Source organism: Alkalihalophilus marmarensis DSM 21297 (assembly GCF_000474275.2).
In the GTDB taxonomy this organism is placed as follows: Bacteria; Bacillota; Bacilli; order Bacillales; family Bacillaceae_D; genus Alkalihalophilus; species Alkalihalophilus marmarensis.
Window position 1 is genome coordinate 13,710 of the sequence record NZ_ATAE01000025.1, and the last position, 26,222, is coordinate 39,931.

The 26,222-nt window shown below is 39.5% G+C and carries 29 protein-coding genes and 1 pseudogene; 5 read left to right on the forward strand and 25 right to left on the reverse strand.

The annotated features are described in order from the left end of the window. Positions 1 to 22: 22 nt before the first annotated feature. The gene (metA, locus tag A33I_RS08485; RefSeq protein ID WP_022628043.1) at positions 23 to 937 is read right to left on the reverse strand and encodes a homoserine O-acetyltransferase MetA; all 915 of its coding nucleotides are present in this window, start codon (positions 935 to 937) and stop codon (positions 23 to 25) included. A 133-nt stretch (positions 938 to 1,070) separates the two neighbouring features. On the opposite strand from metA, the gene A33I_RS08490 reads away from it, so the two are divergent. Beyond that, on the forward strand, positions 1,071 to 1,586 hold the full coding sequence (locus A33I_RS08490; RefSeq protein ID WP_022628044.1) for an RNase H family protein: 516 nt from the start codon (positions 1,071 to 1,073) through the stop codon (positions 1,584 to 1,586). Positions 1,587 to 1,746: 160 nt separating this feature from the next. Here the strand turns inward: A33I_RS08490 and A33I_RS08495 are convergent, their stop codons facing one another. The 11 genes from A33I_RS08495 to A33I_RS08545 form a co-directional block, all read right to left on the reverse strand. Continuing rightward, entirely contained in the window at positions 1,747 to 2,613 is an 867-nt protein-coding gene (locus A33I_RS08495) for a PHP domain-containing protein (RefSeq protein ID WP_022628046.1), read from the reverse strand. Between the two features lie 28 nt (positions 2,614 to 2,641). Further along, positions 2,642 to 3,127, reverse strand: coding sequence for a DUF4352 domain-containing protein (locus tag A33I_RS08500; protein ID WP_022628047.1), 486 nt, complete (start codon positions 3,125 to 3,127; stop codon positions 2,642 to 2,644). Between the two features lie 113 nt (positions 3,128 to 3,240). Beyond that, a complete protein-coding gene (nadE, locus tag A33I_RS08505) occupies positions 3,241 to 4,065 on the reverse strand; it encodes an ammonia-dependent NAD(+) synthetase (protein ID WP_022628048.1) in 825 nt (274 codons plus the stop codon). A 62-nt stretch (positions 4,066 to 4,127) separates the two neighbouring features. Then, entirely contained in the window at positions 4,128 to 4,439 is a 312-nt protein-coding gene (locus A33I_RS08510; protein WP_022628049.1) for a hypothetical protein, read from the reverse strand. A 31-nt stretch (positions 4,440 to 4,470) separates the two neighbouring features. Beyond that, a complete protein-coding gene (locus tag A33I_RS08515) occupies positions 4,471 to 4,740 on the reverse strand; it encodes a hypothetical protein (RefSeq protein WP_152976458.1) in 270 nt (89 codons plus the stop codon). A gap of 550 nt (positions 4,741 to 5,290) precedes the next feature. Further along, on the reverse strand, positions 5,291 to 5,521 hold the full coding sequence (gene tlp, locus A33I_RS08520; protein ID WP_022628051.1) for a small acid-soluble spore protein Tlp: 231 nt from the start codon (positions 5,519 to 5,521) through the stop codon (positions 5,291 to 5,293). Between the two features lie 75 nt (positions 5,522 to 5,596). Next, positions 5,597 to 6,013, reverse strand: coding sequence for an acyl-CoA thioesterase (locus A33I_RS08525; RefSeq protein ID WP_022628052.1), 417 nt, complete (start codon positions 6,011 to 6,013; stop codon positions 5,597 to 5,599). A 5-nt stretch (positions 6,014 to 6,018) separates the two neighbouring features. Next, on the reverse strand, positions 6,019 to 8,370 hold the full coding sequence (locus A33I_RS08530; protein WP_022628053.1) for an AAA family ATPase: 2,352 nt from the start codon (positions 8,368 to 8,370) through the stop codon (positions 6,019 to 6,021). A gap of 44 nt (positions 8,371 to 8,414) precedes the next feature. Beyond that, positions 8,415 to 9,338, reverse strand: coding sequence for a DMT family transporter (locus tag A33I_RS08535; protein ID WP_031311524.1), 924 nt, complete (start codon positions 9,336 to 9,338; stop codon positions 8,415 to 8,417). A gap of 86 nt (positions 9,339 to 9,424) precedes the next feature. Further along, entirely contained in the window at positions 9,425 to 11,044 is a 1,620-nt protein-coding gene (locus tag A33I_RS08540) for a copper resistance D family protein (RefSeq protein WP_022628055.1), read from the reverse strand. After that, positions 11,041 to 11,613: a copper resistance CopC family protein gene (locus A33I_RS08545; RefSeq protein WP_022628056.1), complete on the reverse strand. Its 573-nt coding sequence runs from the start codon at positions 11,611 to 11,613 to the stop codon at positions 11,041 to 11,043. Before A33I_RS08545 ends, A33I_RS08540 begins: the two co-directional genes overlap by 4 nt. Positions 11,614 to 11,803: 190 nt before the next feature. Between A33I_RS08545 and A33I_RS08550 the strand changes: the two genes are divergently transcribed. Then, a complete protein-coding gene (locus A33I_RS08550) occupies positions 11,804 to 12,448 on the forward strand; it encodes a TVP38/TMEM64 family protein (protein ID WP_012959248.1) in 645 nt (214 codons plus the stop codon). Here A33I_RS08550 and A33I_RS08555 read toward each other — a convergent pair. From A33I_RS08555 to acnA, 9 genes are all read right to left on the reverse strand, one after another. Next, positions 12,443 to 12,919, reverse strand: a complete 477-nt coding sequence (locus A33I_RS08555; RefSeq protein WP_022628057.1) for a VanZ family protein — start codon at positions 12,917 to 12,919, stop codon at positions 12,443 to 12,445. The genes A33I_RS08550 and A33I_RS08555 overlap by 6 nt on opposite strands. Positions 12,920 to 13,096: 177 nt before the next feature. Continuing rightward, positions 13,097 to 13,234, reverse strand: a complete 138-nt coding sequence (locus A33I_RS08560; RefSeq protein WP_012959250.1) for an acid-soluble spore protein N — start codon at positions 13,232 to 13,234, stop codon at positions 13,097 to 13,099. Between the two features lie 75 nt (positions 13,235 to 13,309). Continuing rightward, the gene (locus A33I_RS20245) at positions 13,310 to 13,438 is read right to left on the reverse strand and encodes an FbpB family small basic protein (protein WP_022628058.1); all 129 of its coding nucleotides are present in this window, start codon (positions 13,436 to 13,438) and stop codon (positions 13,310 to 13,312) included. Between the two features lie 59 nt (positions 13,439 to 13,497). Then, positions 13,498 to 14,226: a DUF421 domain-containing protein gene (locus A33I_RS08565; RefSeq protein ID WP_022628059.1), complete on the reverse strand. Its 729-nt coding sequence runs from the start codon at positions 14,224 to 14,226 to the stop codon at positions 13,498 to 13,500. A gap of 90 nt (positions 14,227 to 14,316) precedes the next feature. Continuing rightward, a complete protein-coding gene (locus A33I_RS08570) occupies positions 14,317 to 14,583 on the reverse strand; it encodes a DUF1657 domain-containing protein (RefSeq protein ID WP_022628060.1) in 267 nt (88 codons plus the stop codon). Between the two features lie 9 nt (positions 14,584 to 14,592). Next, positions 14,593 to 14,736 carry a hypothetical protein gene (locus A33I_RS21090; RefSeq protein ID WP_012959254.1) on the reverse strand — a complete coding sequence of 48 codons (144 nt, stop codon included), beginning with the start codon at positions 14,734 to 14,736 and terminating at the stop codon, positions 14,593 to 14,595. A gap of 127 nt (positions 14,737 to 14,863) precedes the next feature. Beyond that, complete coding sequence (locus tag A33I_RS08575; RefSeq protein ID WP_022628061.1) at positions 14,864 to 18,214, reverse strand: efflux RND transporter permease subunit; 3,351 nt, start codon at positions 18,212 to 18,214, stop codon at positions 14,864 to 14,866. Between the two features lie 199 nt (positions 18,215 to 18,413). After that, positions 18,414 to 18,863 carry a MarR family winged helix-turn-helix transcriptional regulator gene (locus A33I_RS08580; protein WP_022628062.1) on the reverse strand — a complete coding sequence of 150 codons (450 nt, stop codon included), beginning with the start codon at positions 18,861 to 18,863 and terminating at the stop codon, positions 18,414 to 18,416. A 141-nt stretch (positions 18,864 to 19,004) separates the two neighbouring features. Continuing rightward, a complete protein-coding gene (gene acnA, locus A33I_RS08585; protein WP_022628063.1) occupies positions 19,005 to 21,728 on the reverse strand; it encodes an aconitate hydratase AcnA in 2,724 nt (907 codons plus the stop codon). A 270-nt stretch (positions 21,729 to 21,998) separates the two neighbouring features. On the opposite strand from acnA, the gene sspO reads away from it, so the two are divergent. Further along, entirely contained in the window at positions 21,999 to 22,160 is a 162-nt protein-coding gene (gene sspO / locus A33I_RS08590; RefSeq protein ID WP_012959258.1) for a small acid-soluble spore protein O, read from the forward strand. Positions 22,161 to 22,263: 103 nt separating this feature from the next. Here the strand turns inward: sspO and A33I_RS08595 are convergent, their stop codons facing one another. Then, positions 22,264 to 22,512, reverse strand: coding sequence for a hypothetical protein (locus tag A33I_RS08595; protein ID WP_022628064.1), 249 nt, complete (start codon positions 22,510 to 22,512; stop codon positions 22,264 to 22,266). Positions 22,513 to 22,626: 114 nt separating this feature from the next. Between A33I_RS08595 and A33I_RS08600 the strand changes: the two genes are divergently transcribed. Continuing rightward, entirely contained in the window at positions 22,627 to 22,764 is a 138-nt protein-coding gene (locus tag A33I_RS08600) for a small acid-soluble spore protein P (protein WP_012959260.1), read from the forward strand. 57 nt (positions 22,765 to 22,821) lie between these two features. On the opposite strand, the gene A33I_RS08605 is transcribed toward A33I_RS08600, so the two are convergent. The 3 genes and pseudogenes from A33I_RS08605 to A33I_RS21470 form a co-directional block, all read right to left on the reverse strand. Next, on the reverse strand, positions 22,822 to 23,316 hold the full coding sequence (locus A33I_RS08605; RefSeq protein ID WP_022628065.1) for an acyl-CoA thioesterase: 495 nt from the start codon (positions 23,314 to 23,316) through the stop codon (positions 22,822 to 22,824). Positions 23,317 to 23,318: 2 nt separating this feature from the next. Then, positions 23,319 to 24,710 carry an L-seryl-tRNA(Sec) selenium transferase gene (gene selA / locus A33I_RS08610; protein WP_022628066.1) on the reverse strand — a complete coding sequence of 464 codons (1,392 nt, stop codon included), beginning with the start codon at positions 24,708 to 24,710 and terminating at the stop codon, positions 23,319 to 23,321. Positions 24,711 to 24,785: 75 nt separating this feature from the next. Next, positions 24,786 to 24,974 (reverse strand): annotated as a pseudogene (locus A33I_RS21470) (Rdx family protein); the annotation flags it as partial. A gap of 178 nt (positions 24,975 to 25,152) precedes the next feature. Between A33I_RS21470 and selD the strand changes: the two are divergent. Beyond that, a complete protein-coding gene (gene selD, locus A33I_RS08620) occupies positions 25,153 to 26,205 on the forward strand; it encodes a selenide, water dikinase SelD (protein ID WP_083477618.1) in 1,053 nt (350 codons plus the stop codon). Positions 26,206 to 26,222 lie beyond the last annotated feature (17 nt).

Here is a 26,222-nt window from a genome sequence, read left to right on the forward strand (position 1 = left end):
TTTCAAATGCACATTTTCCCGTTTATTCTTCACTTAAATCATATGGCGTTTCTTGGTACACATAGTAATTAAGCCAATTTGAAAATAATAAGTTAGAATGAGCACGCCATTTAAGCTTAGGCTTAGCTTCAGAGTTGTTTTCAGGAAAGTAATTCTCTGGCAAAGAGATATCTAATCCTTTTTCAAGATCACGTCGATACTCATCTTCAAGCGTACATGTATCATATTCTGAATGGCCCGTGACAAAGATTTGCTTGCCATTTTTAGCAGCAACTAAGTACACTCCTGCATCCTCTGAGACACTTAATACATCAAGTTCAGGAACATCTTCTAGGTCTTCCTGTCTAATATCTGTATGTCTAGAATGCGGGGCTAAAAATTCATCATCAAACCCTCGCAGCAGTTTAACATTAGGCTGTTCAATACTGTGAGTAAAAACACCAAATATTTTTTGATCTAGTTTATATTTTCTAACACCGTAATGATGATACAAACCAGCTTGAGCTCCCCAGCATATATGAAGAGTGGACGTCACATTTTTGACACTCCAATCCATAATACGCTTTAATTCATCCCAATAATCAACTTGTTCAAAATCGAGCTTTTCAATCGGGGCGCCCGTAATGATCATTCCATCGAACTTTTTGGATTCAATTTCTTCAAATGTTTTATAAAACGACTGCAGGTGTTCATGTGGTGTATTTTTAGAGACATGAGTATCAGGATATAGAAACGAAACATCGACTTGCAGCGGAGTATTACCAAGTAAGCGCAGCAATTGTGTTTCAGTTGTTTCTTTAATGGGCATCAAATTTAATATAATGATCTTAAGTGGTCTAATATCTTGTGAGTAAGCACGGCTTTCATCCATGACGAAAATATTTTCGCTATTTAATACTTCTTTTGCAGGTAAGTGATCTGGGATCTTAATAGGCATAACATTAGGGCTCCTTTACTAATAAATATATGTAAATATATCCGTCATTACATTAAACTGTTAAACTGAATTTAGTAGATTGTTTTAAATTATCATAAAATTCAACGTTAATCAATCGTTCGGAGGGTTGAAAATGAAAATAAGAATCGAATGGTATTACCAGCTTCCTAAAGGCAAAATGACATCCTTTATGAAATCAGAGTTTATGCTGCTTAAAGAGGTATTGCTCCTTTCTGATGATTTAGAAAAAAGCGGACGATTAAAATCCATTGAATATTATGATGAAGATGACCGGAGCTGGACAAAAAAAGAGTTAATCAAGCTATCAAAAATCCACGAGACAGAACCACAAGATGTAAGGATCTATGTAGACGGCGGCTTTGATAAAAAAAGCAAATTAGCAGGCTTGGGGATTGTCATTTATTTTACCCAGCACAAAAAAAATTGGCGTATTAGAAGAAATGAACAAATTGAATATATAGCTGATAATAATGAAGCAGAGCTTGCAGCCATGCATTTAGCGCTTCAAATATTAGAAGAGGAAGAAGTCAGGCATCAAACGATTACATTTTATTCCGACTCGCAAGTTGCAGTGAATCAAGCATCTGGAGAATGGCCGAGTTATGAAGATCATTATAACCTTTGCTAGATAAAATAGACGAACTGAAACAAAAACTTAAGCTTACATGTGAATTTATACAAATTGACCGCAAAGAAAACAAAGAAGCAGATCAACTAGCCAACCAAGCATTAGCTGGAATCGAAATTTCAGGTAAAAAGGAAACTTCTTCATAAAAAGCGGCTCATTCTCATGAGCCGCTCTCTTCTATACGTTCTAATAATGCTTCTGCGTAACGGTTTTCAAGCCTTGTCACACCGAGTGGCTCTGGAACCCTTCCATATTCCTCGTCATGGAAATCTGAGCCGCCAGTGAGTAAGAGCCGTCTTCCACTGCGCCCTTCAATTGAGTGTGCCAAACTTGAATATCTCTCAACTGCTGATCGGTTATGATCACGATGGAAAGCTTCTATTCCATCTAGCCCCCATTCTATTACCCAAGACTCGATTTCTTCATCTAAACCGTAATAATCGGGATGAGCAACAATCGCCACACCGTTGTACTTATGGATGAAATCAATTGCTTCTTTAACAGTCATTTCTTTTTGTTTTTCAACAAACCCTGGCTTGCCTTCTGCTAAAAATTCATCAAAAGCCTCACTTACTGAGCTTACATATCCTGCATCAATCATCGCTTTGGCTACATGAGGCCTGCCTATGCTTCCCCCATCTACATGCTTTAACACTTGCTGACGGTGTAGCTCAATACCAATTCTTGAAAGCTTAGCAATCATCTCATCTAAACGCTCACTGCGATACTCCTGCTGCGCAGCTAAAAAACTTTTCAAGTCAATGTTGGTATAATCAATGCCATAGCCAAGAATATGTACACTTTTGCCGTGAATCTTTGTAGAAAGTTCAATTCCAGGAATGACCGCAAGTCCAAGTGCTTGTCCGGCTTCGATAGCGGCCTCTATCCCCTGAACAGTATCATGGTCGGTGAGTGCTACTATTTCAAGCCCCGCCTCCTTGCATTTTCCCATCAAATCTTTTGGAGTGTAATTTCCGTCTGAAGCAGTGGAATGCATGTGAAGGTCACTATTTTTGATGGTGCTCATTTACGGAACTCTCCTTTACTTATCTACCCTATTGGTCTAATGTAATCGGCCATGTTACTTGGCCCGTTCTAAGATGGTCTGTATAAATCATCTCATATTCTTCATGTACAGGCACTTCAAATGCAATTTCACCGCGATTTTTACGTTCAGGGTGAAGCTGCCCGCCTAGGATTCCTTTTGTTTCTACGCGTGAAGAATGCGTATAGGCATAACCTTCTGGGTCAGCTAAACTCATCTTAAACAATGAAAATTCTTGAACTGAAGAGCTTGCATTTTCAAGAGTAATGTCAATGATGACATTGTGCATACCTTCTTGTTCTGATTCTTCTGTCCGGACATTGTTAACCGTCATTTGTAACCCGTTAATCTCTTGGGTCTGCTCGCCTCTTTCCACTTTACCCATGCTCTCTTGGTCATCTAAACTAGAAGAAGCGGGCTGGCTGCTAAAAGCGTATCCACCTACTAAAACAAGCAAAATTAATAAAGCTGATAATAAAACAACTTTTCCTTTCATCAAGCTTTTCCTCTCCTTGATCCTAATCATTTCAATCTGTTTGTTTCATTTCATATTATTTGTCTATTTAGACCATATGATGGAGTGAAAAGGTTCATGACTGACTTCCTTTTTTATTTCCACCACTCGTCATAGATCGTTACAGGCAGCTGACGCTTATGTTCTGTTAATTTGTAACGTTGTTCGATTCTTCTCTTTATATCTGAATCTACTTCCTTGCCCTCTAAGTAATCATCTAAATTTTCATACGTCATTCCAAGTGCCACTTCATCAGGAATACCAGGTTTATCATCTTCTAAATCGGCCGTAGGCACTTTTAAGTATAAACGCTCATCAGCTTCAAGAACTCTCAACAACTCTTTGCCTTGTCGTTTATTTAACCCAAATAAAGGAGCAATATCACAAGCGCCGTCACCGTATTTTGTAAAGAATCCAGTAATAGCCTCTGCAGCATGATCAGTACCGATTACTAAGCAGCCGTAATGAGCAGCTAAGTCAAATTGTACTTTCATTCTCTCACGTGCCTTTGTATTTCCTTTATGGAAGTCAGACATTTCTTCTCCTGTTGCTTGGTTAAATGCAGCCTCGCTTGCATCGACTGCCGCTTTAATATTTACCGTTTTGATCACACTTGGCTTAATGAATTCTAAGGCAAGCTGGGCATCATCTTCATCATGCTGGATGCCATATGGGAGTCTAACAGCAATAAATTGATACGAACCACCTTTTTCATCATTTAATTCATCAACAGCGATTTGTGCCAATTTACCAGCTAAGCTGGAATCTTGTCCACCAGAAATCCCTAACACGTACCCTTTTGTGCCTGTTTTTAATAAATAATCCTTTAAGAAGTCTACTCTTGTTCTGACTTCCTCTTTCGGGTCAATAGAAGGTCTTGTATATAGTTCCTCTTGAATTTGCTGTTGTGTAGTTGTCATAATTAGCCCTCCTCTAAATGATCAGTTTGTATAAGTATTCCTATTATACCAAGAACTCAAACTTAAAGTTTGTCTAAAACACGAAAACGAGATAGCTGTGACAGCAATCCCTCTTGTTTTAGAATGCGATATTGAGTTTCCCCAAGCAAATCAAAATGAGGGTAGTCATCATGCCAATGAAGCCACTCACGCTTCAAGCCATAATTCCTACCCCAGCTTACTAACTTTTCAATATCTGCACAAGCGACTTTGGTAACAGACGTACATCCCGGAAAACGATCATCGATCCAAAAGTGAGTGAGGAAGGATATTTCATTTTGTTTTGCACGTTCTTTCCACTCACGAAGTTCAGTCTTTGTAATCCCAAAAGCCAAATTCAACGCACCTCTTCATCATTTTTCCTTATCATAGCACAGCAAACCACTTTTTTCTTCGTTGCTGCTTCTTTTCCTTATCTTTTTGAAGCAATCTAATTTTATGCATCACATCTTGTTTATCTTTTTCTGGCGACTTTGAATGTGAACTTTTCACTTCTAAAGTGATACCAGATACTTCAGTGTCCACCATGCGGTCTAAAGATTGGACAGCCATTTCACGAACCCTTGGATTATCAGACTGCATCTGCTTCACAACATAGGAAAATTTCTTCCAGTTCATTTCATTCTGATAACTCATAACCATCACCCTCACTAAGTTTATTTTCTTGCTTAAGAATTCTACAAAACCCACACTCCTCCCTTTGAGAGATCTTGTAACAATTCGTCTAGTTTTAGAAGAAAAGCGGAGGCGACTGGGCTGGCATGCGGTAAAATTAGGGGAAGTGATGAGAAGCGCTTTTTGCTTCGTTCGATTCACCGTTTTTACCCGCAGGATAAGGAGCCGCAGCTAGACACGAAAAGCGGAGGCGACTGTTTTGGCATGCGGTAAAATTAGGGGAAGTGATGAGAAGCGCTTTTTGCTTCGTTCGATTCACCGTTTTTTTACCCGCAGGACAAGGAGTCGCAGCTAGACACGAAAAGCTGAATGATTCGTTTAGATATGAGGAGGATGGAGGTTTGACAATAAGAAGCTGTTCTTGCTTCGTTTGGCAAAGTGAAGCCACCGATTATCTGAATCATGAAGCTAGACAGAGAAAAGCGGAGGCGACTGGGCTGGCATGCGGTAATAAATATGAGGGCGATTCACACATAAAAAAAGCAAGGCGCTTTGCCTTGCTTTTTATCTATTACTGTTGGTACCCGTTTTCTCTTGCTTGGGATTCGTCTTGGATTTCAGATTCGAATGCTTCGATGCTTTCTTGACGGTTCGCATTCTTTTGTTTGATCTGCTGTTTTTGTTCTGCAGTCATATCCGTATTTGCCATAGACTCCTCAGCAGCTTCAATATTGTGCTGTGTGTTTTCTTTCATCTGTTGTAGCTTTTCAACATTATCTGCACGATTATCTGGCTTTGCCATAGGTAATCCCTCCGTATGAGTAAGATGTGGTACCTCTTTTAGTATGGAAGTTCCGCATCATTTCATACGATGAAATTATTTTTTTATTTTTTCGTAAACCTCATGCCATTCAGGCAATTGCTTTCTAATAGAAATCGGTCTAAATGTATCTTTCTTTACGCAGCAATGTGAACTTTCACCAGTCACACATATCTGCCCCTTGCTGTTTATTACTTCATAGCCATAGGCCACCCTAATTCCATCGTAACGATCAACCCAGGTTTTAACAATTACTTCTTCCCCGTATGTCGCCGGGTGTTTATAAGACACTTGAATATCAGTGACTGGCGAAAGAATTCCATCCGCTTCCATTTCGGCATAATTAAAGCCTATTTCTTTTATTAGATGGGTACGCCCTAATTCAAACCACACGACATAATTGGAATGATGAACAATCCCCATTTGATCTGTTTCAGCATAACGGACTTCTACTTTTGTTTCAGAAATGAACATGATTTCTACCCCTCCATTTTTTGCAGGAACAACATATCTTCTTTCGTGAACGTTGTAAGCATGTCTTTATCTATATGTGCTTGTCTCTCTGCTGCTAATCGCGTTGCTTGTGCTTGTATTAAGGATTCGAGTAACCCTGCAACAAAACGGCCGTTACCTGGATGTCCTTCTTTAGGGATGAGCTCAGAAAGGGAATTCATCGCCTCTTGATTAAATTGATATCCATGATGATGTGCTCGTTTTAATAAGATCTCGTTTAGCTCGCTTACCGTATAATCACTAAACTCTACTTCATTTTTAAAACGTGAACGCAGTCCGGGGTTCACTTCTAGTAATTTTTGCATCTCCGTTTTATAGCCCGCCATGACGACAACTAAATTTTCATCGTGCACAGTCATCTCTTGAACGAGGGTCGCAAGAGCTTCAGCACCGAAGTCATTTTCTCCTTTACCCAGTAAAGAGTATGCTTCATCAATAAATAAGACACCGCCTAGGGCGTCGACAATCTTTTCTCTAGTCTTGATTGCCGTCTGCCCCACATAACCGGCAACAAGGTCAGCACGGCTCACTTCAACCATATGCCCTCTTTTAAGAAGTCCAAGCTGATGAAGTGCTCTAGCATAAATTCTTGCGACCGTCGTTTTTCCTGTTCCAGGGTTTCCACTAAAGACCGCATGCAGCCCAATAGGTGTGACTTCTAAGTGATGCTCCCTTCTTAACTGCTGTACTTTAACAAATGAAGTGAGACGTTCAATCGTTTTTTTCGCTTCTGTTAGTCCAATGAGTTCATTTAATTGTTCGAGCGGATCGTTTTCTTCAGTTGTTTTGGATGAGACTTCTGATTTGAAATCTCCTGCTTCTAAGAGAAGAAAATCATTCGACTCCACCTTATCTAATTGAACAGATGCTCCTTTTTGAAAAATAGCATCTAATACAATGTTTTTTACAGTACGTCCGTTTCCAAAGGATTCGTCTACTTGTTGTTTTTCGATTCGCTCTTTTAACGCCATAATGGCTTCTTCTGTTATCACAAAATCATTCTCAACTGCCACATTCTTGGCCATCTCGATTAATTCATCTGTAGAATAATTTTCAATCTGCACATGATTCTGCTCGGGAAAGCGGCTTCTAAGTCCCGGGTTTGCACGAAGAAAGTTTCTCATTTCTTCTGGATATCCAGCCAATATGACAGCCAATTTGCCTTGATACTTCCCGCTCGTCATCGCAGAGACCAAGGTATCAATGGCTGATTGACCATAATCTTGAGTTGATTGTCCTTGGCGCTTTAAACTATAAGCTTCATCAATAAAAAGAACACCGCCTAAAGCTCGTTCAATGGCTTGAGTGGTCTGCTCCTCTGTTTGACCAACATATCCTCCGACAAGCTGAGAGCGGTCTACTTCATATACTTCAGGCCGTTCTAGAAGACCAAGTTCATAATAAATTTTTGCAATCAATCTTGCTAAACGAGTTTTACCTGTACCTGGGTTTCCAGTCAATATCATATGTAGGCTTAATTCATCTTTAAAGCGAAACCCTTGCTCTTTACGTGCTTTTTGATAATGCAAAAATTGATACAATTTAGCAATTCTTTTTTTTACATCATGAAGTCCGATCATTGAATCAAGCTCTTCAAGAGCACTTAATTCAGTATGGCCTTTTGAAGCGGCTGCTTGATCTAATTGCTCTTCCCACTCTTTTTTAGTCTGTTCAATTTGTTTTACCGCTTGGTCGATTTGACTGAACTGTGCTGCTGAATAATAAATACCTGTTAAAGAGTTTGCATATTCCCTCGTTGCAGCTTCAATCATTTCAAAAGGCTCTACAAATAAGTCGTAAATGCGCTGAAGTGAACGGATCACTTCACCGTACTCCTCGTTATCAGCATATTTAAGTGATTCTTCTGCTTGTGTAAAATACGTCTTCATCTGCTCATCTAGTCTGCCGAACTCTAGAGCTATATCGTGATACAGCTCAGCCGTCTTTTTCTTAGCACTGCCATGGTCTGTTTCCCTGATGGGCGGGAATTTAGATGGGATCGGCAAGTGTCTGCATTGCTCTACGATTAGTTTCAATCTTACAGAGTGAGCTTTTTCATTTGAATGATCTGATTCGAGAGCCATATTCATCCACTCATGTAACAAATGATCATTTAAAGAGTGTACTCGGCTTTCTCTTTCAACAGCAAGCCTTGCATAGAGCTCTCCACGAATCTTATTTGTTTCACCTATAGAAGAATTTGCCTCAAGTTGGTTAATAAGCTGCAAAGCCGTTGCTTCCTGAAATGTTTGCTCACCCAGGTCCACTGACTTTAGCCATTGCTCAATTTGTTCTTTTGTCCATTGTTCCCGTAACATACATTCACCTCGTTCTTATGGCACACATTTTAACACTAATGACACTAACTTGCATGCCTCAAACGTTTTATCCTTTTTTTATGGACATAGGTTCCAACATACACGCCGCTTAAAACAAATAATGCTCCAATCATCGATGAAGCGGTGAACGTTTCGCCTAAGAAGATTGTTGCCATGATTACTGCTGACAACGGCATCACATTAATAAAGATCGAAGCCCTTGCTGCCCCAATTTGTTGAATACCGTAATAGTATAGGATAAAGCTGACAACCGTAACCAAAACACTCATATGAGCAATCGAAAGCCATGCTGCCGGTGTGGCCGTGCCTATGGCATTCCAAGGCTGTTCAACTAACGAGAATGGTAATAAAAAGAAGGTACCGAAAGCTACTGCATACGTAGTAGAGACGATCGGACTGTATTTTTTCAGAACCACTCTGCCTAAAACACTGTATAGAGCCCAAGTGATCACAGCTCCTAATAACACAAGATCGATCATTTCAAATTGAAATTGAGTGATTACACCCGCATTCCCTTCCGTCACGATCAAGACAACGCCAGTTAATGCAAGGAACAACCCAATGATCTGCTTTTTAGTGATCACTTCTTTTAGAAAGAGACCAGATAACAAAACAATTAACATCGGATTTGCCGCTATAAATAAAGAGCTTTTAATCACTGGCGCATGCTTGCTGGCCAAAAAGAAACAAATATTATAGATTGCAATCCCTGTCAGGCCTAATAAAGCAAACATCCCCCAATCCTTAATAGTTGGTTTTGGTCTATTTTTCTCGAAAAACCACATAATTGGAAATAATAAAATAGCTGCTCCTAAAAATCGCAAGAAAGCAATTGTCGCTGGTTCAAAGCTTTCAATCGCAAATTTCCCTGCAATAAAAGCACTTCCCCATGTGGCTGTTGCTAGCGTCAGCATGCCATAGATCAACCATAGCTTCTTTCTCTCCACTTTATGCCCCTCCTTTTTTTCTCTCATTGTACTCCTTTTCTTCGCAAAACGAAATAATAAATTCCTCAAAAAAAAACGCTTATTGCCTAATGACAATAAACGCCTTCCTCCATAACCTGTCTTGCATATGTTTCGATGACGCTTCCATCATCTGATAAGAAATCAATAGGGTGCTGATCATTCCATCGTTCTTGACTAGAAACTTTATTAATGAATACATGGTTTTCAAGTTCAGCGATATACGAGCCGCCTTCATAATGAATTTGAACTCTTGCTACGCCAACAGGCTCTTTAATCATTCCGAATGTAACATACGTGTATTCATAAGCTTCGTCATGCCAATTTCCATGTTGAACACGGAACGTTCTAATTTTCTGATCTTCATCAGTAACAGCAGTTCCGCCAACCGTTAACATAGCTGCTGGTAATCTCTTATAGCCATCAGCTGTTGCTTCTAATACTTCGGCGACAAGATCCTGATCATTAACCGTATAAATAGTCATCACTCTGTGTTCATCAAGCTCCTCTGCTGCTAAGAGAGTGACAATCAAATCACTAGCATAGCTCGCTTCGATTGCTTCAATTTTCGTCTCGTAAACGGTCTCGTCAACAGCTGTATCTACAGCTAAGACACTTTGCATTAGTCCCGCATAAAAGAGAAAGCAGAAAATGAAAAAAGAAGTCATCGCAGACCATATCTTCATTCTGCCTGTTAACCACCTGGATCCAGTTAAAAGAAATACTAGGCTTAAAGCGATCAAGCTAACAGAGAGCATATTCCATTCTAATTGCAGCGTCTGATTCACAAGCAGCGGCTGCTGTTGAAATAACTCAAACAAAATCGAAGTATTTTCCGTTTGCAGCGTTTGAATCACTTCATGCGGTGGTGTCTCCTCCGTCATAAAGGCAGAGATCGCGATAATAATAAAGGCAATAAGTGCTTCGATTCGAAATGTCGTTTGCAGCTTTTCAAGATTTATTTGGTGATTAGATTTTCGAATCAACCATATATGGTGCGCCCCAAATAGTAATAAAGGAATAAATAGAATATGTTTGATTAGTAATAGTTGACCGTACGTTAACATCCAAGCATTTACATATTCAGGTACAATGTCGCCCATCAATAAAAATCCTGATCCAATGATGACAGTTACGCTAATCAACGCCAGAGGTGAAAACCACGCACTAAAGGCTTTCGCATCAGTAAGGTGCCTCCCAAACCATCCCAATACAAACAAGACGCCAATCCAAGCAGAAACACCAAGCAGATGACCAGTGTTTGCAAAAAATCCAGATAGACCAGTTAAAGATGCAGCATGACTTGCCCAGCCTGATAATGCAATTAAAATGAGGACTAAAAGTAATGCACTGACTTTCATATAGACCGAGCCGCTATTTCGTATCGTAAGGACAAATAAAACTCCAGCTGTCAAAATACTTAACAATGCTGCCTGGCCTGATGAGTAACTGAGGAATACTGTATACAGTGCTTCAACCCAGCTCACTTGAAATTGTGTTACTAACACCGTTAATATATTCCACACAGGCGCTAGCAGCATAAAGGGTATGAGTCCCGTCAACAAGAGAAGAAGCCACCTCGGAACATCTATGGCCGCCCTTTTCCCCTCAGGTATTAAGGCTAATAAGTGATATCCCGTTAAGATAAGAAATGCAAAGCTTAAGACGACATTACTTAAAGAAATCATTTCTTACGGCCTCTCAGTACAATAACTCCTATTACGATCATTGTAATCAAGGCTAGGGCACCGATCATCAAGAGGGCATTTTCTTCATCAGCATCAGTATTTTCTACAGCATTACCTTCTTCGGCCCGTTCGTTTTCTAGATGCTTTTCTTCATTCTCCACATCATCGATAATTTGTCTTTCCTCGGCTGGTTCCTCATCCTCAGGTGAAGCATTTACCGATTCATCAACCGTAAACGAATATTGTCCCTCTGTAAGATGAGTATCCGAACCAATAGCCTGCCACTCTACTTCATACGTGCCCGCCGTTAATGATTCACTCATTTCTACATACATAGAAGGACTTTCAATAATTATTTCACCAATTTCTATTTCTTCTCCATCTTTTTTAACAGTCACCGTGCTAAATGGTTCAATACCACCATTAAATAAAAGATGTAATTCATCCACAGCTTCCATTACCGTTTCCCCGTCAGCAGGCGATGACTCACTCACATAAGAATGGGCAAAGCCTTTTAAAGGAAGCAATAAAATGAGACTGCACATAACCATAAACAACCACTTTTTCATCACAGACCCTCCATTCCCTAGTATTATACTATGTTTAATATACTATTTATTTGTATGAAGGTAAACCATTTTGTGTGACATTCACGATAAGCTTTGGAGCAGTTAAGTGATTTGAGAAAACCTTTTCCCTTTACGTATGCCGAGATTATTATAAAATAGAAACGATGACGTTTTGCGGAGGCTTTTACGAATGATCAAAAAAATAGGTATTATTAGTATGTATGTTTTGCTCGCTTTAGTGATTTATTATTACGGAGAGTCACTCTTACTATGGATTCGCGAAGGCGGGGCAAATTATATCTTGTTAACAGCTGTACTTGCTACACTTTTTGCTTTATTTCCTATTATTCCATATCCAATTATCGGAGGAGTTTTGGGAGCCGCCTACGGACCTGTATTAGGCAGTTTTATGACGTGGGTAGGATCATCATTAGCATCAATCATCATGTTTATTTTCGTAAGGTACGGTTATCAAGATTGGGGGCTTCAATTACTTAAGCGCTATAAGGCACTAAATAAAGTAACAAGTTTGTTTGAAAGAAATGCATTTATGACGATTTTTCTTACACGCCTGATCCCAGTGATCCCATCTATTATTGTTAATATTTATTCAGCTCTGAGCAGAGTGAAATTTTTATCTTATGCGATTGCTTCTTCGCTAGGAAAAGTCCCATCAATGATTTTATTTGCCGTTGTCGGGAACTCTGTTGTCAACGACCCTGGCCAATTAGTTATAATAGCTGGCTTTTATCTCCTGTTTTTATTAGTCGTTTATGTACTTTATAGAGTTTGGCAAAGAATAGCTGAATCAAAAGAAAAGCTCCCTGAATTATAGGGAGCTTTTTTGGCTGCTTGAATATACAATGATTCTTTTTCGTGCCTTAATGATCGTCCAAGCAATGACTGCGCCTATAAGTGCGCCTGCAGTGTTTAAAATCAGATCATCAATATTGGCTACTCGGTGGGTAAACAAAAACTGGCTCACTTCAATAATGGATGAAGTGCAAAAGCCTATTAATGCAACCAACCCTATACTTCTTAATTTTGAGAATAACGCATATAAAAAGAATCCAAAAGGCACAAACATAACGATATTCCCTAATAAAATTCGAATCGGATCCATAATATCTGGGCTAAAAACGGCAATTCGGTAAATGCTTCTAAATGGAATGAGGTTATAATTCCTTCCCCCAGGAGCCGCAGACCCTAGAGAAGCACCGTAATTCCAGGCAAGCAGTGTCACATAAAACAGAGCCCCTAAATAAAGAAAGAAAACTATGTACATTAATTTTTTTCTATTTGTCACGGTGCCAACACCCCAAAACTAATCTGTTATATTCATTATTAGTCGTATACCCGATTTTGACAAGCTCTTTTCATCGACAACATTTTTTTCACGATTAACCGTCATTTTACCAAACGAAAACAGATAAAAAAAGCTTAAGGATTTGTATAATCCTTAAGCTTTATCTTTGTTTTATTCCTACCCTTTAGGAGGAACGTAATCAGGCTGTTCATTGCCTTTAGTATTCATTTTTTTGCCTTTGTTCGTAGGTTCTTCACGCGGCTGCGTTCCGAGATGGTTAGGTCGGTATTGGTTAAAAGCTGTCGTTTTTTTCAATGAAATCCCCTCCTCACCTTAGGATGGCACGGAGATCATTAAATATGACTGGAAACATCTTTTTATAACTTACCTCTATTTATTAATTGCGTGACGCTGCTCCCACTTTTCTTCAAGCTGCTCTAATAATACCTTACTTTTTAAAATTTCTTCTTTATTCTCTCTCACTAATTGATCAAATGACACTTTTCTGACTTTTCTCATTAGAAACACTCCTCTTGTTTTTTATCCAGTTTGGCAACAGAGGAGGTTTTTTATACATGTTAACGCCCATTTTTTATTTGATCTTTCGTATCTGTAGGACTAATATATACTTTTCCTGATTCATCTATTGTCATTAAGAATATCTCTTTAGGGTTTTTGTACCCTTCTTTATGAATTAATTCTCGTAACCATTCAATGTTTCCAAGATTTTTTAAATTGGCATGAATAATCTGTCCATCCTCAATAATTACAGAAGGATACCCTTTGTTTGGGGTTTGTTTATTTAAATCATTCGGTGTGGCACTATCATAAGCAGACTTTTTGATAACACTAATTTGGCCATTCATTTCTAGTACAGCATAATCCACCTCACTTAAATCGCTTGCTCCATTTAAGCGCATATCCATCATAAACGACTCAAGTGTAACCTTTACTTTTCGTAATTGCTGATGAAGTATGACACCATTCCTTGCTAATATAATTGGTTCATCTTCAATAACCCTTCTAAAACGCGGGGTTTTTAGTGCAATCATACTAAGTGATAAATGGAGGCCGGCAATAGCAGCAGCTGCCGTAATCGGTCCTTGCAGTGCAAGAGATCCATCTGTTAAAGCTTCTCCTAAAATATCACCTATAACGACTCCAAATATAAAATCAAGCGCATCAATAGAACCCATGGAACGCTGCCCTACTACCTTTACAATTAAAAAAATATATACATACACAATAATGGCTCTTATTAAGAATCCATGAATCGGTAATGTCTCAGATCCTAACCAAATGTCCACTTTGAATCCCCCTATTCCGCATTCATGAGATAAAACCGAAGAGCAACATCTTCGGTTTTATCTTTTAAAAACGCCTATGAATGAGTGTTGTTAATTACTTTGTTGATTTTTGTTTTGAGCCTGATTTTGATTAGCCTCACCTTGATTGGGCTCACTTTGACTAAACTGTGGTTCTTCATTTAATACTTGAGCATATCTTCCTTCAAGCAATGTAAGAATATTCTTTTGCTGTTCGGCTAATTGTTCAAACATTTGCTTTGCTTTTTGATTTTCGGTTTCTAAACTGAATTGCGTTAAGCTCGATTGAACAGATTGTGCAGCTGCAATTGCTTGCTGCATTTGTGTTTGGACAGTCATTAAAATCACCTACGAACGTTGATTTTTGTTCATTTTTTTTGCTTCTACTTCCGCATAAGACGCAAACTCTGTATCATAATGATTCTCTTTCCCTTGCTGTTTCGCATTATTGTTACGTTGTGCATTGGCATTGCCTTTCTTCTGACGACCCATTTTCTCATCTCCTTAAAAGTAAAATAAACGTACATTCCATATTGTGTACGTTTGATTTAAATTTATGTTGGTAAAATACAAGCAAAAAACCCCACTCGCAAACTAACCTGCAAGTGGGGTATTTGAATTATTGATCTTTATCTTTTTTATTTTCTTTTGAGGTATGAACAATTTGTTCTAACAATTTCAGAATGTCATCTTTTGATAAGGAATCATCCTGAGTAATTTGATCTTTTGAATTTTCATCCTTTGACACATTTGAGATTATTTGTTCGCTTCGTTCCGGATCTTCAAGTGCTTCGTTTTCTGGACGATTCGAGCTCGAGTCAGCGATCGATTGTTCAGTATAGCCATACTCACTTACTCGTTCTGTTTCAACGATTGGTGGAAGAGATCTCGCACGATCATCCACTTCACTAAATTCTCCTTCGACTGTCACATAACGCCTTCTTCTTGTTTGTTTATCAAATAAACTGTAAACAACCGGTATGACAAACAATGTAAGGAACGTGCTACTGATTAACCCGCCAATAACAGCAAGAGCCATCGGCTGCTGCAGCTCGGCTCCTTCACCTAAACCAAGGGCTAATGGAACCATCCCTAAAATCGTTGTAAGAGAGGTCATTAAAATTGGTCTCGTACGGTCTTTTACAGACACAACCAACGCTTCAAACGTAGTCATTCCGCTTGCTTTACGTTGATTAACATAATCCACTAACACGATGGCATTATTAACGACAATACCTATCAAGACGATAAGCCCAATAAACACCGTTACACTTAATGCTGTTTGCGTTGCAAGTAGAGCAAGTGCCACGCCGATCACAACAAGCGGTACTGTGAACATAATAACAAACGGCATTTTAAAGGATTCAAATTGAGCCGCCATGACAAGATAAATGAAGATGATCGCAAGTACAACAGCTAAGGCCATGCTGCCAATCGAATCTTCTAATAGCTCTTGTTCCCCGCCGTAGCTGAATGTCGTCTGCTCATCTAATTCTACTTCATCCACAGCTTCTTCGACAAGCCTGCTAATATCACCAAGAGTAGTAGATGTTGAGTAATAAACAGTAAACTCTACAGCCTCTTCCTGCTGCATGCGCTGAATCGTTGCCGGGCTCTCTCCCTCCACTATTTCAGCTACTTCACTTAAAGCTACAAATTCACCATTTCCGTTTTGAAGCTGTAGATTTTCAAGTGCCTCAATATCCTCGGTGAATTCAGGATCTAATTGCACCAAAATATCGTATAGATTATTATCTTCTGTCTGCAATGCAGAAGCTAATTGACCCCTTGTTAAATCATGCACCTGCTGGGCAATTTGCGCTGGTGCTAATGCATTTTCCCGAGCAAGCGTCCGGTCCACTTCAATTTGAATTTCAGGACTTGTTTCTTCAATACTTAATTCTAAGTCACGGACTTCACGTATTGATAATAACTCTTCTTCTAATTCTTGGGCAGATTCATATAACCGTTCAGAATTTGGGTCACTGATCGTAAAGACTAATGTATTAGCTTCCGTACCTAGTGAACCTACCGTTGATAAAGAAATTTCTGCATCACGATCTACTCTTGCTACTTCTGATTCGATTGACTCAATAAAGTCACTAGTTGAAATCTGGCGCTGGTCAAGCGGAGCCATATTAACAAATATTTGCGCCTGATGGCTTCCTGAGTTTCCGCTCATGACATTTTGATCACTTGAGCCTGCTGTTGAAACAAAATCAGAAATTTCTCTGTAATCACTTAAGACGTCTTCAATTGCATTGACTGTATCTTGAGTGCGGTCAACCGTAGTTCCTTGCTCTAGCTCTACATCAACAGTAAATGTTCCTTGATCGCTGTCAGGAATTAATTCAGTGCCGACATTCATTAAACCTAAGCCACCTGCAACAAGTAAAATAAACGTAATGAAGAGTACGGCTAGACGATGCATTAATACCCAGCGAATCGAGCGGTCCATTCCTTTCATAAAGGAAGACTGCATTCGTTTTGCTTCACGATCTTCATTCGGCTTCTTCAATATTCTGCTTGCAATCATTGGTACGACTGTTAAAGCAACCAATAAAGAGGCAAGCAAACTGAAGGAAACAGCTAATGCAAACTCTCTAAATAAGTTAGCAACAAGCCCGCTGATAAACACGATAGGTAAAAAGACCGAAACGGTTGTCAGCGTAGAGGCAATAATCGCACTTGAGACTTCTTTTGTTCCATCAAGCGCTGCTTGTTTTGGTTTTTTATTCATTGATAAATGCCTGTATATATTCTCGATTACCACAATAGCATTATCAACAAGCATCCCAATTCCTAACGCCAGGCCGCCTAAACTCATTAGATTTAAGCCGATTCCAGCAAAATATAAAAAGGCAAACGTAACAATAATTGAAAAAGGTATTGCAATACCGACAATTAAAGGCGTCTTCAAATTACGAAGGAAGAAGAACAAGACCAGCATAGCTAGAATCCCCCCGAAAATAAGGGCATTTGTGACACTAGCAATCGCTGAATTAATATAACTTCCTTCATCGTATAACATGACAGCATTCAGCTCATCATATTTTGAATCATCCAGAAGTTCATCCATTCGGTCATTTACGGCATTAGATACTAAAACCGTATTTGATTCAGACTCTTTCATAATGGTGAATTGAATAGCTGGTTCTTGATTAGCTCTAGTGATCACTTCTGTATCACCAGTAGTCACCTCAACCTCAGCCACATCGGTTAATGTGAGTTCACTGCCGTCAGCAGAAACACCCACTACTAATTCTTCAATTTCTTCCACTGTAACAAGCTCACTGATCACACGAGTTGTTAAGCTTAAGTCACCATTAGAAACAGTACCACCTGGCATGGAGGTATTGTGAGATTGAATCGTTTGAATAATGTCTTGCTGTGTTAGATTATTGGTTGTCAGTTCATCTTGATTTAAATTAATCTGTACTTCTTCAATCATGCTTCCAGCTTCGTCAATACTTGCTACACCTGGAACTTTCTCTAACTCAAGTCTTAGATCATCAACTAAATCTTGAATAGCTAAAATATCGTCATCACCCGTAATGGCAAGCTGCATCATCGGCATCATGGATGGATCGAACTTTAAAAAGCTCGGTTCGTTCGCATCATCAGGAAGAGGTGTTTGACGGATCGTATTTATAATGTCTAGTTCTACATCATCAATAGATGTAGTCCAGCTGAATTCAAGCAAAATCAGCGTCATACCCTCACTGGTCGTTGAACTAATTTTATTCAGCCCAGACGTGGTCGCAAGCTGACTTTCAAGAGGCTTAGTCACTTTATCTTCTACTTCTTCTGGACTTGCCCCTGAATAACTCGTTACAACAGCCGCTACAGGAGGATTGATATTAGGGAAAAGCTGCAGGGGTAAATTCGTAACAGAGACAAAGCCGAAAATTAAAAACAAAAGCATTGCCACAATTGTAAATTTAGGGCGTCTGATTGAAAAGTTTGTCATTTGTGCGTTTTCTCCTTTGTTTATGCGCGATTTTTCTATAAGTTAACAAGAAGACATACAATAAAACGTATATGTACTTGTACTTTTCATTTCGAATGGGTTAACTGTTTAATGTCTTACTGTTTAATTTCTTAACTGTTTTCATACTAAATGATTTCAAAATAGTTAGCAATTACTTTCACTTACAAGGGATAAATGTTCACGATTTGTCCTTTTTTTCTTTCATTATGATCTCATCGAGCTTTTGAAGTGTGTCTCTGACATGATATAAGTCTTCAATTGGTAGTTTCGTTAAATAGATATTCATCATTTTTTGTTCGAGCTTAAATAATTCATGTTGAATTCTCTGACCATTGTTCCCTAATATCAGGTTCATTTCTCTTCGATTTTCATGATTTACTTCTCTGATTACAATGTCTTCCTCTTCAAGTTTTGTCATCGATTGACTAACAGCGCTCTTGGAGATTTCAAAGTACTGCGCTATTTCTGAAATGGTTGTTTCCGGTTTTTTTAAAATAAGAAATAAAATGGCCACCTGTCTTTTTGTTAAATGAAATTCATTTAATATTTCTAAATCAGGAATGAAGTGCTTTCCAATACTTCTCATTAGATCATCTAGTTCAATTAATACTTTTTTATATTCTTCCATTCTCACCATCTCCAGCTTTCTAATCCATTTCTAGAAACTTTCTAGGTTGATTTTAACAAGCTTTCAATAAAAAAGATATTCATATCAAAAAACAGCCTGCCGCACAGGCAGACTGTTTTTCTTATGATTGCTCCAATTCGTTTATGCTTCGATTTGAGCAAATTTACTGCGTAGTACCATTTGAAGGATACCGCCATGACGGTAGTAATCCATTTCAACTTCACTATCAAAACGAACAAGTACTTCAAATTCTTTTTGGTTGCCATCTTTATCCGTTGCAACAACATTCACCATATCACGAGGTCTAACATCGTTTGTGATTTGTACATCGAATGCTTCTTCTCCAGTTAATCCAAGAGACTCCGCACTGTCGCCTTCTTTGAATTGAAGTGGAAGAACACCCATAAGTACTAGGTTACTGCGGTGAATACGCTCATAGCTCTCAGCGATAACTGTTTTAATGCCAAGAAGGTTTGTACCTTTAGCAGCCCAGTCACGCGAGCTTCCCATACCGTAATCTTTACCAGCAAGGATCGCAAGACCAGTATTTGTTTCTTTGTATTTCATAGCTGCATCATAAATTGACATAACTTCGCCTGTTGGCCAGAACGTTGTGTAGCCGCCTTCTGTACCAGGAGCAATTTGGTTACGGATACGAATGTTAGCAAATGTACCTCTCATCATTACGTCATGGTTACCACGACGAGAACCATAAGAGTTGAAGTCACGAGGCTCAACGCCTTTAGAGATCAAGTATTTACCAGCAGGTGTATCTTTACCAATTGCACCAGCAGGTGAGATATGGTCAGTTGTTACCGTATCACCAAACTTACCAATTACACGCAGGCTTGATAATGGTGTGATATCTTTAGGATCTTTTGAAAGACCTTCAAAGAACGGAGGATTTGCAATGTAAGTAGACTCATCATCCCACTTATAAAGCGCATCGTCAGTTGTTTTAATTTCATTCCAACGATCGTTGCTGTCGAATACATCATTATATTCACGACGGAATAGTTCTGGTGTAACCGTTTTGTTAACAACGTCTTTTACTTCATCAGCTGTAGGCCAGATGTCTTTGAAGAATACATCTTTACCATCTTTATCTTGACCGATTGGATCATTTTGAAGGTCAATGTCTACCGTACCAGCAAGAGCATAAGCCACGACAAGCGGCGGTGAAGCTAGGTAGTTAGCTTTCACTAGCGGGTGAATACGCCCTTCAAAGTTACGGTTACCAGAAAGTACAGATGTAACTGTAAGGTCATTCGCTGCAACTGCTGCTTCAACCTCGTCTTCTAGAGGACCAGAGTTACCGATACATGTTGTACAGCCGTAACCTACGATGTTAAAGCCTAATTGCTCCATGTATGGAAGTAATCCTGAATCTTTTAAGTAGCCTGTAACAACCTTCGAACCAGGTGCTAGAGATGTCTTAACAAATGTAGGAACATCTAGACCAAGCTCTACTGCTTTTTTCGCTACAAGTCCAGCCCCGACAAGTACGTAAGGGTTAGAAGTGTTCGTACAGCTAGTGATTGCTGCAATAGCGATTGAGCCCGTTGTCATTTCTGCTTCACGGCCATCTTTAAAGCTTACTGCAACTTTCTTATTGAACTCATCTTCTGTTAATCCTAGACCTTGAGTTCCTTGTGGTGCCACAACTGCATCACGGAAAGATTTCTGCATTTGTGAAAGTGGAACTAAATCTTGAGGACGCTTAGGACCAGAAAGATTCGCTTCGATTTGAGAAAGGTCAATTTCTACTGTATCTGTGTAAACTGGATCTGCTGTTTCACCAGCTACATAGAATAAGTTGTTTGCACGGCTGTACTCTTCAACAAGCTTAATTTGTTCTTCAGAGCGACCAGTTAGTCTCATGTAGTTAAGAGCTTCCTCATCTACAGGGAAGAATCCGCATGTTGCACCGTATTCTGGAGCCATGTTAGAAATTGTTGCACGGTCAGCTAGTGGCATTTCAGCTAGTCCTGGACCGAAGAATTCAACAAATTTACCAACAACTTTTTTCTCACGAAGTACTTGTGTTACTTTAAGTGCTACGTCTGTAGCTGTTGTTCCGCTCGGAAGAGATCCGACAAATTTACATCCGATAACTTCTGGAACTGGGAAGTATGAAGGTTGTCCAAGCATTCCGGCTTCCGCTTCGATACCACCAACACCCCATCCAAGGACACCAATACCATTGATCATCGTTGTATGAGAGTCAGTACCTACTAATGTGTCAGGGAATGCAACTGTTTCGCCGTCTTGCTCAACAGCGTGAACAACATTTGCTAAATACTCTAAGTTAACTTGGTGAACGATCCCTGTTGCTGGCGGTACAGCATTGTAGTTGTTAAATGCTTTTTTAGCCCAGCTAAGGAATTGATAACGCTCTTCGTTACGTTGGAATTCAAGATTCATATTAAAGTCAAGTGAATCATTTGTACCTGCTTTGTCCACCTGTACAGAGTGGTCAATAACAAGGTCTACTGGAATTTCAGGATTGATTTGGTCAGGGTCGCCGCCCATATCAGCCATTGCTTTACGTAGAGACGCTAAGTCAACAACTGCTGGTACACCAGTGAAGTCTTGTAGGATTACGCGTGATGGTTTGAATGGAACGTCGATTTCTTTTAATTCGTTTGTTCCCCATTTCGCAAGGTTCTCAACATGCTCCTTTTTGATTACATAGCCATCATGTTGACGAAGCACCGATTCAAGTAAAACCTTTACTGAATATGGAAGTTTCGTCACATTACCTACTCCAGCATCTTCTAATGCCTTTAGTGAGTAGTAGTTATACGTCTTTCCGTCAATTGAAAATGACGAACGTGCATTAAAAACATCCTGTTTGTTTGACATATGTATACCCTCCTTCTCCAGACTATCATACCGCAAACTGTCAAAATTGTCTAAATGAATGATCCGCAGTTTTTAGACGGTATGTTGATAAGAAATAGTAAGCGCTTTAATTTATGTACGCGCACTTCCTTCTTTAGAATAGCAAAAGTTGTCTTAAGAATAAATGGATTTTTGAAATTTTGTAGACAATTTAGCAAAAATATTTCGATTGCTGTCTAAATGCATATGAAAATCTGTTGAATGTACACACTAAGAGCGGAGGTGAAATCAATGACAAAGAAGAAGTCAAACCACATTATTCCGGGTATGAATCATGCTTCAGGACAAGGCAAGGGTACTGGGTACAACTCACAATTTAATCAAGAATCTGCTAACGAGCCATTAACTGAAATGGAACGTCAGAATAACAAGAAGACGAAGAAGCGCCAGTAAGAGCTGGTTCGACTGATGACGAATACGTTTGCTCGAGTTGAAATTGAACACTATAAAAAAGCACTAGGCCCTCACTAAAGTTTCTGGACCTAGTGCTTTTCTATTACATTTGGGAACGTAATTGCTCAATTTGCTGCTGGTACTGCTCTAATTGTGCGCGCTGGTGTTCAGAAGCCACTTCAAGTGCTTTTTGAATTTGCTGAACGGCTTCTTCTACCTCTTGTTCAGCTCGTTTAGTGTGAACTCCAACATCTGCAGCATGGCTGTTTATATTCCCTACAGCTTGTTCTGCCTGGACTACAGCTTGCTGTGCTGCTTGAAATGCTTGTTGTTTATTTTTTTGATATGGCATGATTCATACCCTCCTTAAAATGACTGCGTACAAGCTTAGGTTTCGAAAATTCCTTTTAATTATTCGTATAGCACTAAGGTATTTTCCCATACTAACAGGGAGGAGGGATGATCTATGACTGAACGCAACACTTATAAAGACCAGCGAAAAAATGCGCCAAAAGGAAATAACCCTGGACAGCCAGAGCCGATGAGTGGTTCTAAGAAAGTTAAAAAAGCCAATCATGTTGGGCAGACAGACGGCGAAGGTTAAACGATAATACTCACGACAAAAGGCCTTTCACCTATAATGTGAAAGGCCTTAACGCTGCTATTTTTTACGTTCACGCGCTTCTTTTCTGCGCTTTTTTCTTATTTCGTAGCGTTCTGTCGCCCCTTGGTAATGCCACTTCTCTTCCTCTGTTTCCGGTATGATTTCAGGTACTTCCTTTGGCTTTCCAGCTTCATCTAGAGCAACAAAGGTTAAGTAGGATGTAGCGGTTAAACGTCTTTCTCCAGTAATCAAATCTTCTGCTTCAACCTTTACAAACACTTCCATCGATGTTTTTCTAGTATACGAAACATACCCTTCTAAACAAATCGCCTCCCCTGTACGAATAGGAGAGATAAAGTCTAAACTATCACTCGAAGCTGTCACTACTTGACTTCTTGCATGCCGCATAGCTGCAATGCTTGCTACTTTATCAATATAAGCCATCACATTTCCGCCAAATATCGTCCCGTGATAATTTGTATCCGGCGGAAGGACAATATCAGTTAAGGTAGTTTTTGAACTTGCACTTGTTTTTTGATTTGAATTCGTCATTATTACACTTCCTTCACTAGTTCTAACCGAGTTAGTAATTCATCGTAATCATTTGAGGAAATGGTCCTGAAATCGATCGCTATTTTATCATCTTTCACTCTGGTTACAACAGCAGTCTCCCCTAAACGGAGCGCTTCAATCATCTCTTGTGTTTTTTTATTTGGGTGACTCAATAAGAGAAGCCACGTCTCTAGTTGTACATCAGGCATTGTGCCTCCACCTACCATAGAGAAGTCTTCAATTAGTTCAGTATTCCATTCCTTACTAAGTAATGATTTAAACTGTTCTGACTCCTGTTTTATCTCTTCTTTACTCTTAACGATCATTTTTAGGGTAGGGATTTCTTTGAGTGCGGTCTTTGAATCAATATAAGACTTTAATGTAGCCTCTAGTGCTGCCAATGTCATTTTATCTACCCTTAGTACTCGAGCAAGCTGATGTTTTTTCAGGCGATCAATCAACTGTTTCCTGCCAGCAATAATACCTGCTTGCGGACCGCCAAGTAACTTATCACCGCTGAATGTTACCAGATCTACACCTTGTGCGAGAACTTCACTAACATGCGGCTCATCACCTATCCCATGCTGACTAAGATCATATAGTGCTCCGCTGCCAAGGTCCTCATATAAGATGACTTCTTTTTCTTTCGCTAGCTTTGTTAAATCTTTTGATTCTACCGCACTCGTAAATCCAATCGTCTTAAAATTACTCGTATGAACTTTCATCAACATAGCTGTTTCACACGAAATAGCTGCCTCATAATCTTTATAATGTGTTTTATTTGTGGTACCAATTTCTTTCAGATGAGCCCCGCTCTCTTCCATAATGGAGGATACGCGAAAAGAACCCCCGATCTCAACCAGTTCGCCTCGTGAGACGATGACTTCTCGCCCTTTAGCAAAGGCTGTAAGTACAAAATAGACAGCAGCTGCATTATTATTCACGACCATAGCAGCCTCAGCACCTGTCACTTCTTTAACGATTTCTTCAATCAAGGCATGCCTCGAACCCCGCGCACCTTCCTCTAATTGATATTCCAAGTTTGAATAGGAAGTTGCTGCAACAGTTACTTGTTTGATTGCCTCCTCACTCAAGATGGCTCTGCCGAGGTTTGTGTGCAATACGGTTCCAGTCCCGTTTATCACCTTTTTTAACTTATAATCAAAATGCTTACTTAGTCGCGCTGAAACAGCTGTGAATATCGATTCCTTAATCGAAGCCTCTTCTGTCCAAATTTCATTAAGGATTTGAGAACGCACTTCAGCAACCGCCTCTTGTAACCATTCTGTTAAAAGATCATCCGATACATTCCTAGACATTAACAACGTTATGTATGCCTCATCTTTTTGTAACTCATGAATTGGCGGAATTTGTCTTAGCAATCGTTGTTTCATTTCAAAGCTCCTTTTTGGTGCATATTCACCTTCTATTTTGAAGGAGAAAAAGCACCTCTCTGGTGCTTTTTCTCTTTATTGATCCAACTTTTCCATCTTCTTAATCATATCTTCTGCTTTTGGAAAAACACCGGTTTCTTTCTTGGAATGCAACGTTTCTCCATTTACCACAACTTCGAATACACCGCCCGAACTTGTTACAAGCTTGACTTCTGCAACCTGACCTCTAAAATGGTCTAATATGTCATCCGTGAGACTCACGGCTTTAGGTGCAAAGTTTCACATCATGCAAAATTCAACAGATACTGTATACTTCATCAAATCAAACTCCTTTACAGTTTTTTCTTATCTATTGTAGGATAAGATGTGGTCTGATGCAAAACAATATGCGCATCAATGATTGTTGTTTTTACTTTATAAAGAAAGAAGGAGGGTTCCTTTGATGGACAAAAGAGAGAACATCCGTTTAACTACTTTCTCAACAAAAGCTGGTTGAGGATGCAAAATTGGTCCTGAAGACCTGACGCAAGTTTTGCGTCACTTACCTAAACAGACAGATGATCCCAATTTATTAGTTGGACTAGAAACATCAGATGATGCAGGAGCCTATCGTTTAACAGACGATCTTGCTATGATTCAAACAGTGGATTACTTTACTCCTGTTGTTGATGATCCATATATGTTCGGTCAAATTGCTGCTGCCAACGCATTAAGCGATGTATATGCGATGGGTGCCAAACCTACAACTGTATTAAATATTGTTGGGTTTCCAATTAAAAAACTTCCACCTGAAATGCTTGCGGATATTCTCAGAGGAGCAGCAGATAAAGTGAAAGAAGCCGGCGCTGTAATAGTTGGCGGACATTCTATCGATGACCAAGAGCCGAAATTTGGTTTATCTGTTACTGGTCTTGCTCACCCTGACCGCATTTTCAAAAATGTCGGCGCAAAGCCTGGTGATGTTCTCGTTTTAACAAAGCCGATTGGAGTAGGAATTTTAACGACCGGCATTAAGCGCGAAGCTGTCACTAAAGAACAAGAAGAAGCCGTTACTCGAACAATGGCAGCTCTTAATAAAGAAGCTGCAGAAGCTCTCGAAGGATTAAACCCTCATGCGGTTACTGATGTTACGGGCTTTGGTTTATTAGGCCACAGCCTGGAAATGGCTAAGGGCAGTGAAGTCAGCTTTGAGATTCAAGCATCAAGTGTACCTATGTTAGAGGGTACAAAAGAATTGGCTCGGCAAGGAATTATTCCTGGCGGCTCAAAAGCGAATGAGCGCTGGATCGCTTCTGATGTGGAGTATCAATCCTCCATCACAGAAGTTGAAAAAAGCATTTTGTGTGATGCGATTACTTCTGGCGGTCTTCTTGTAAGTTTAACGGAAGAAGAAGCACAGCAGTATGTAGAAGACATGCATAAAAGAGGACTCACTGCTTCTATTATTGGCCGCGTGAGTGACAAATCAGATTATCCTCTTTATGTTCAATCTTAAGAAAACCAAAAACTTAA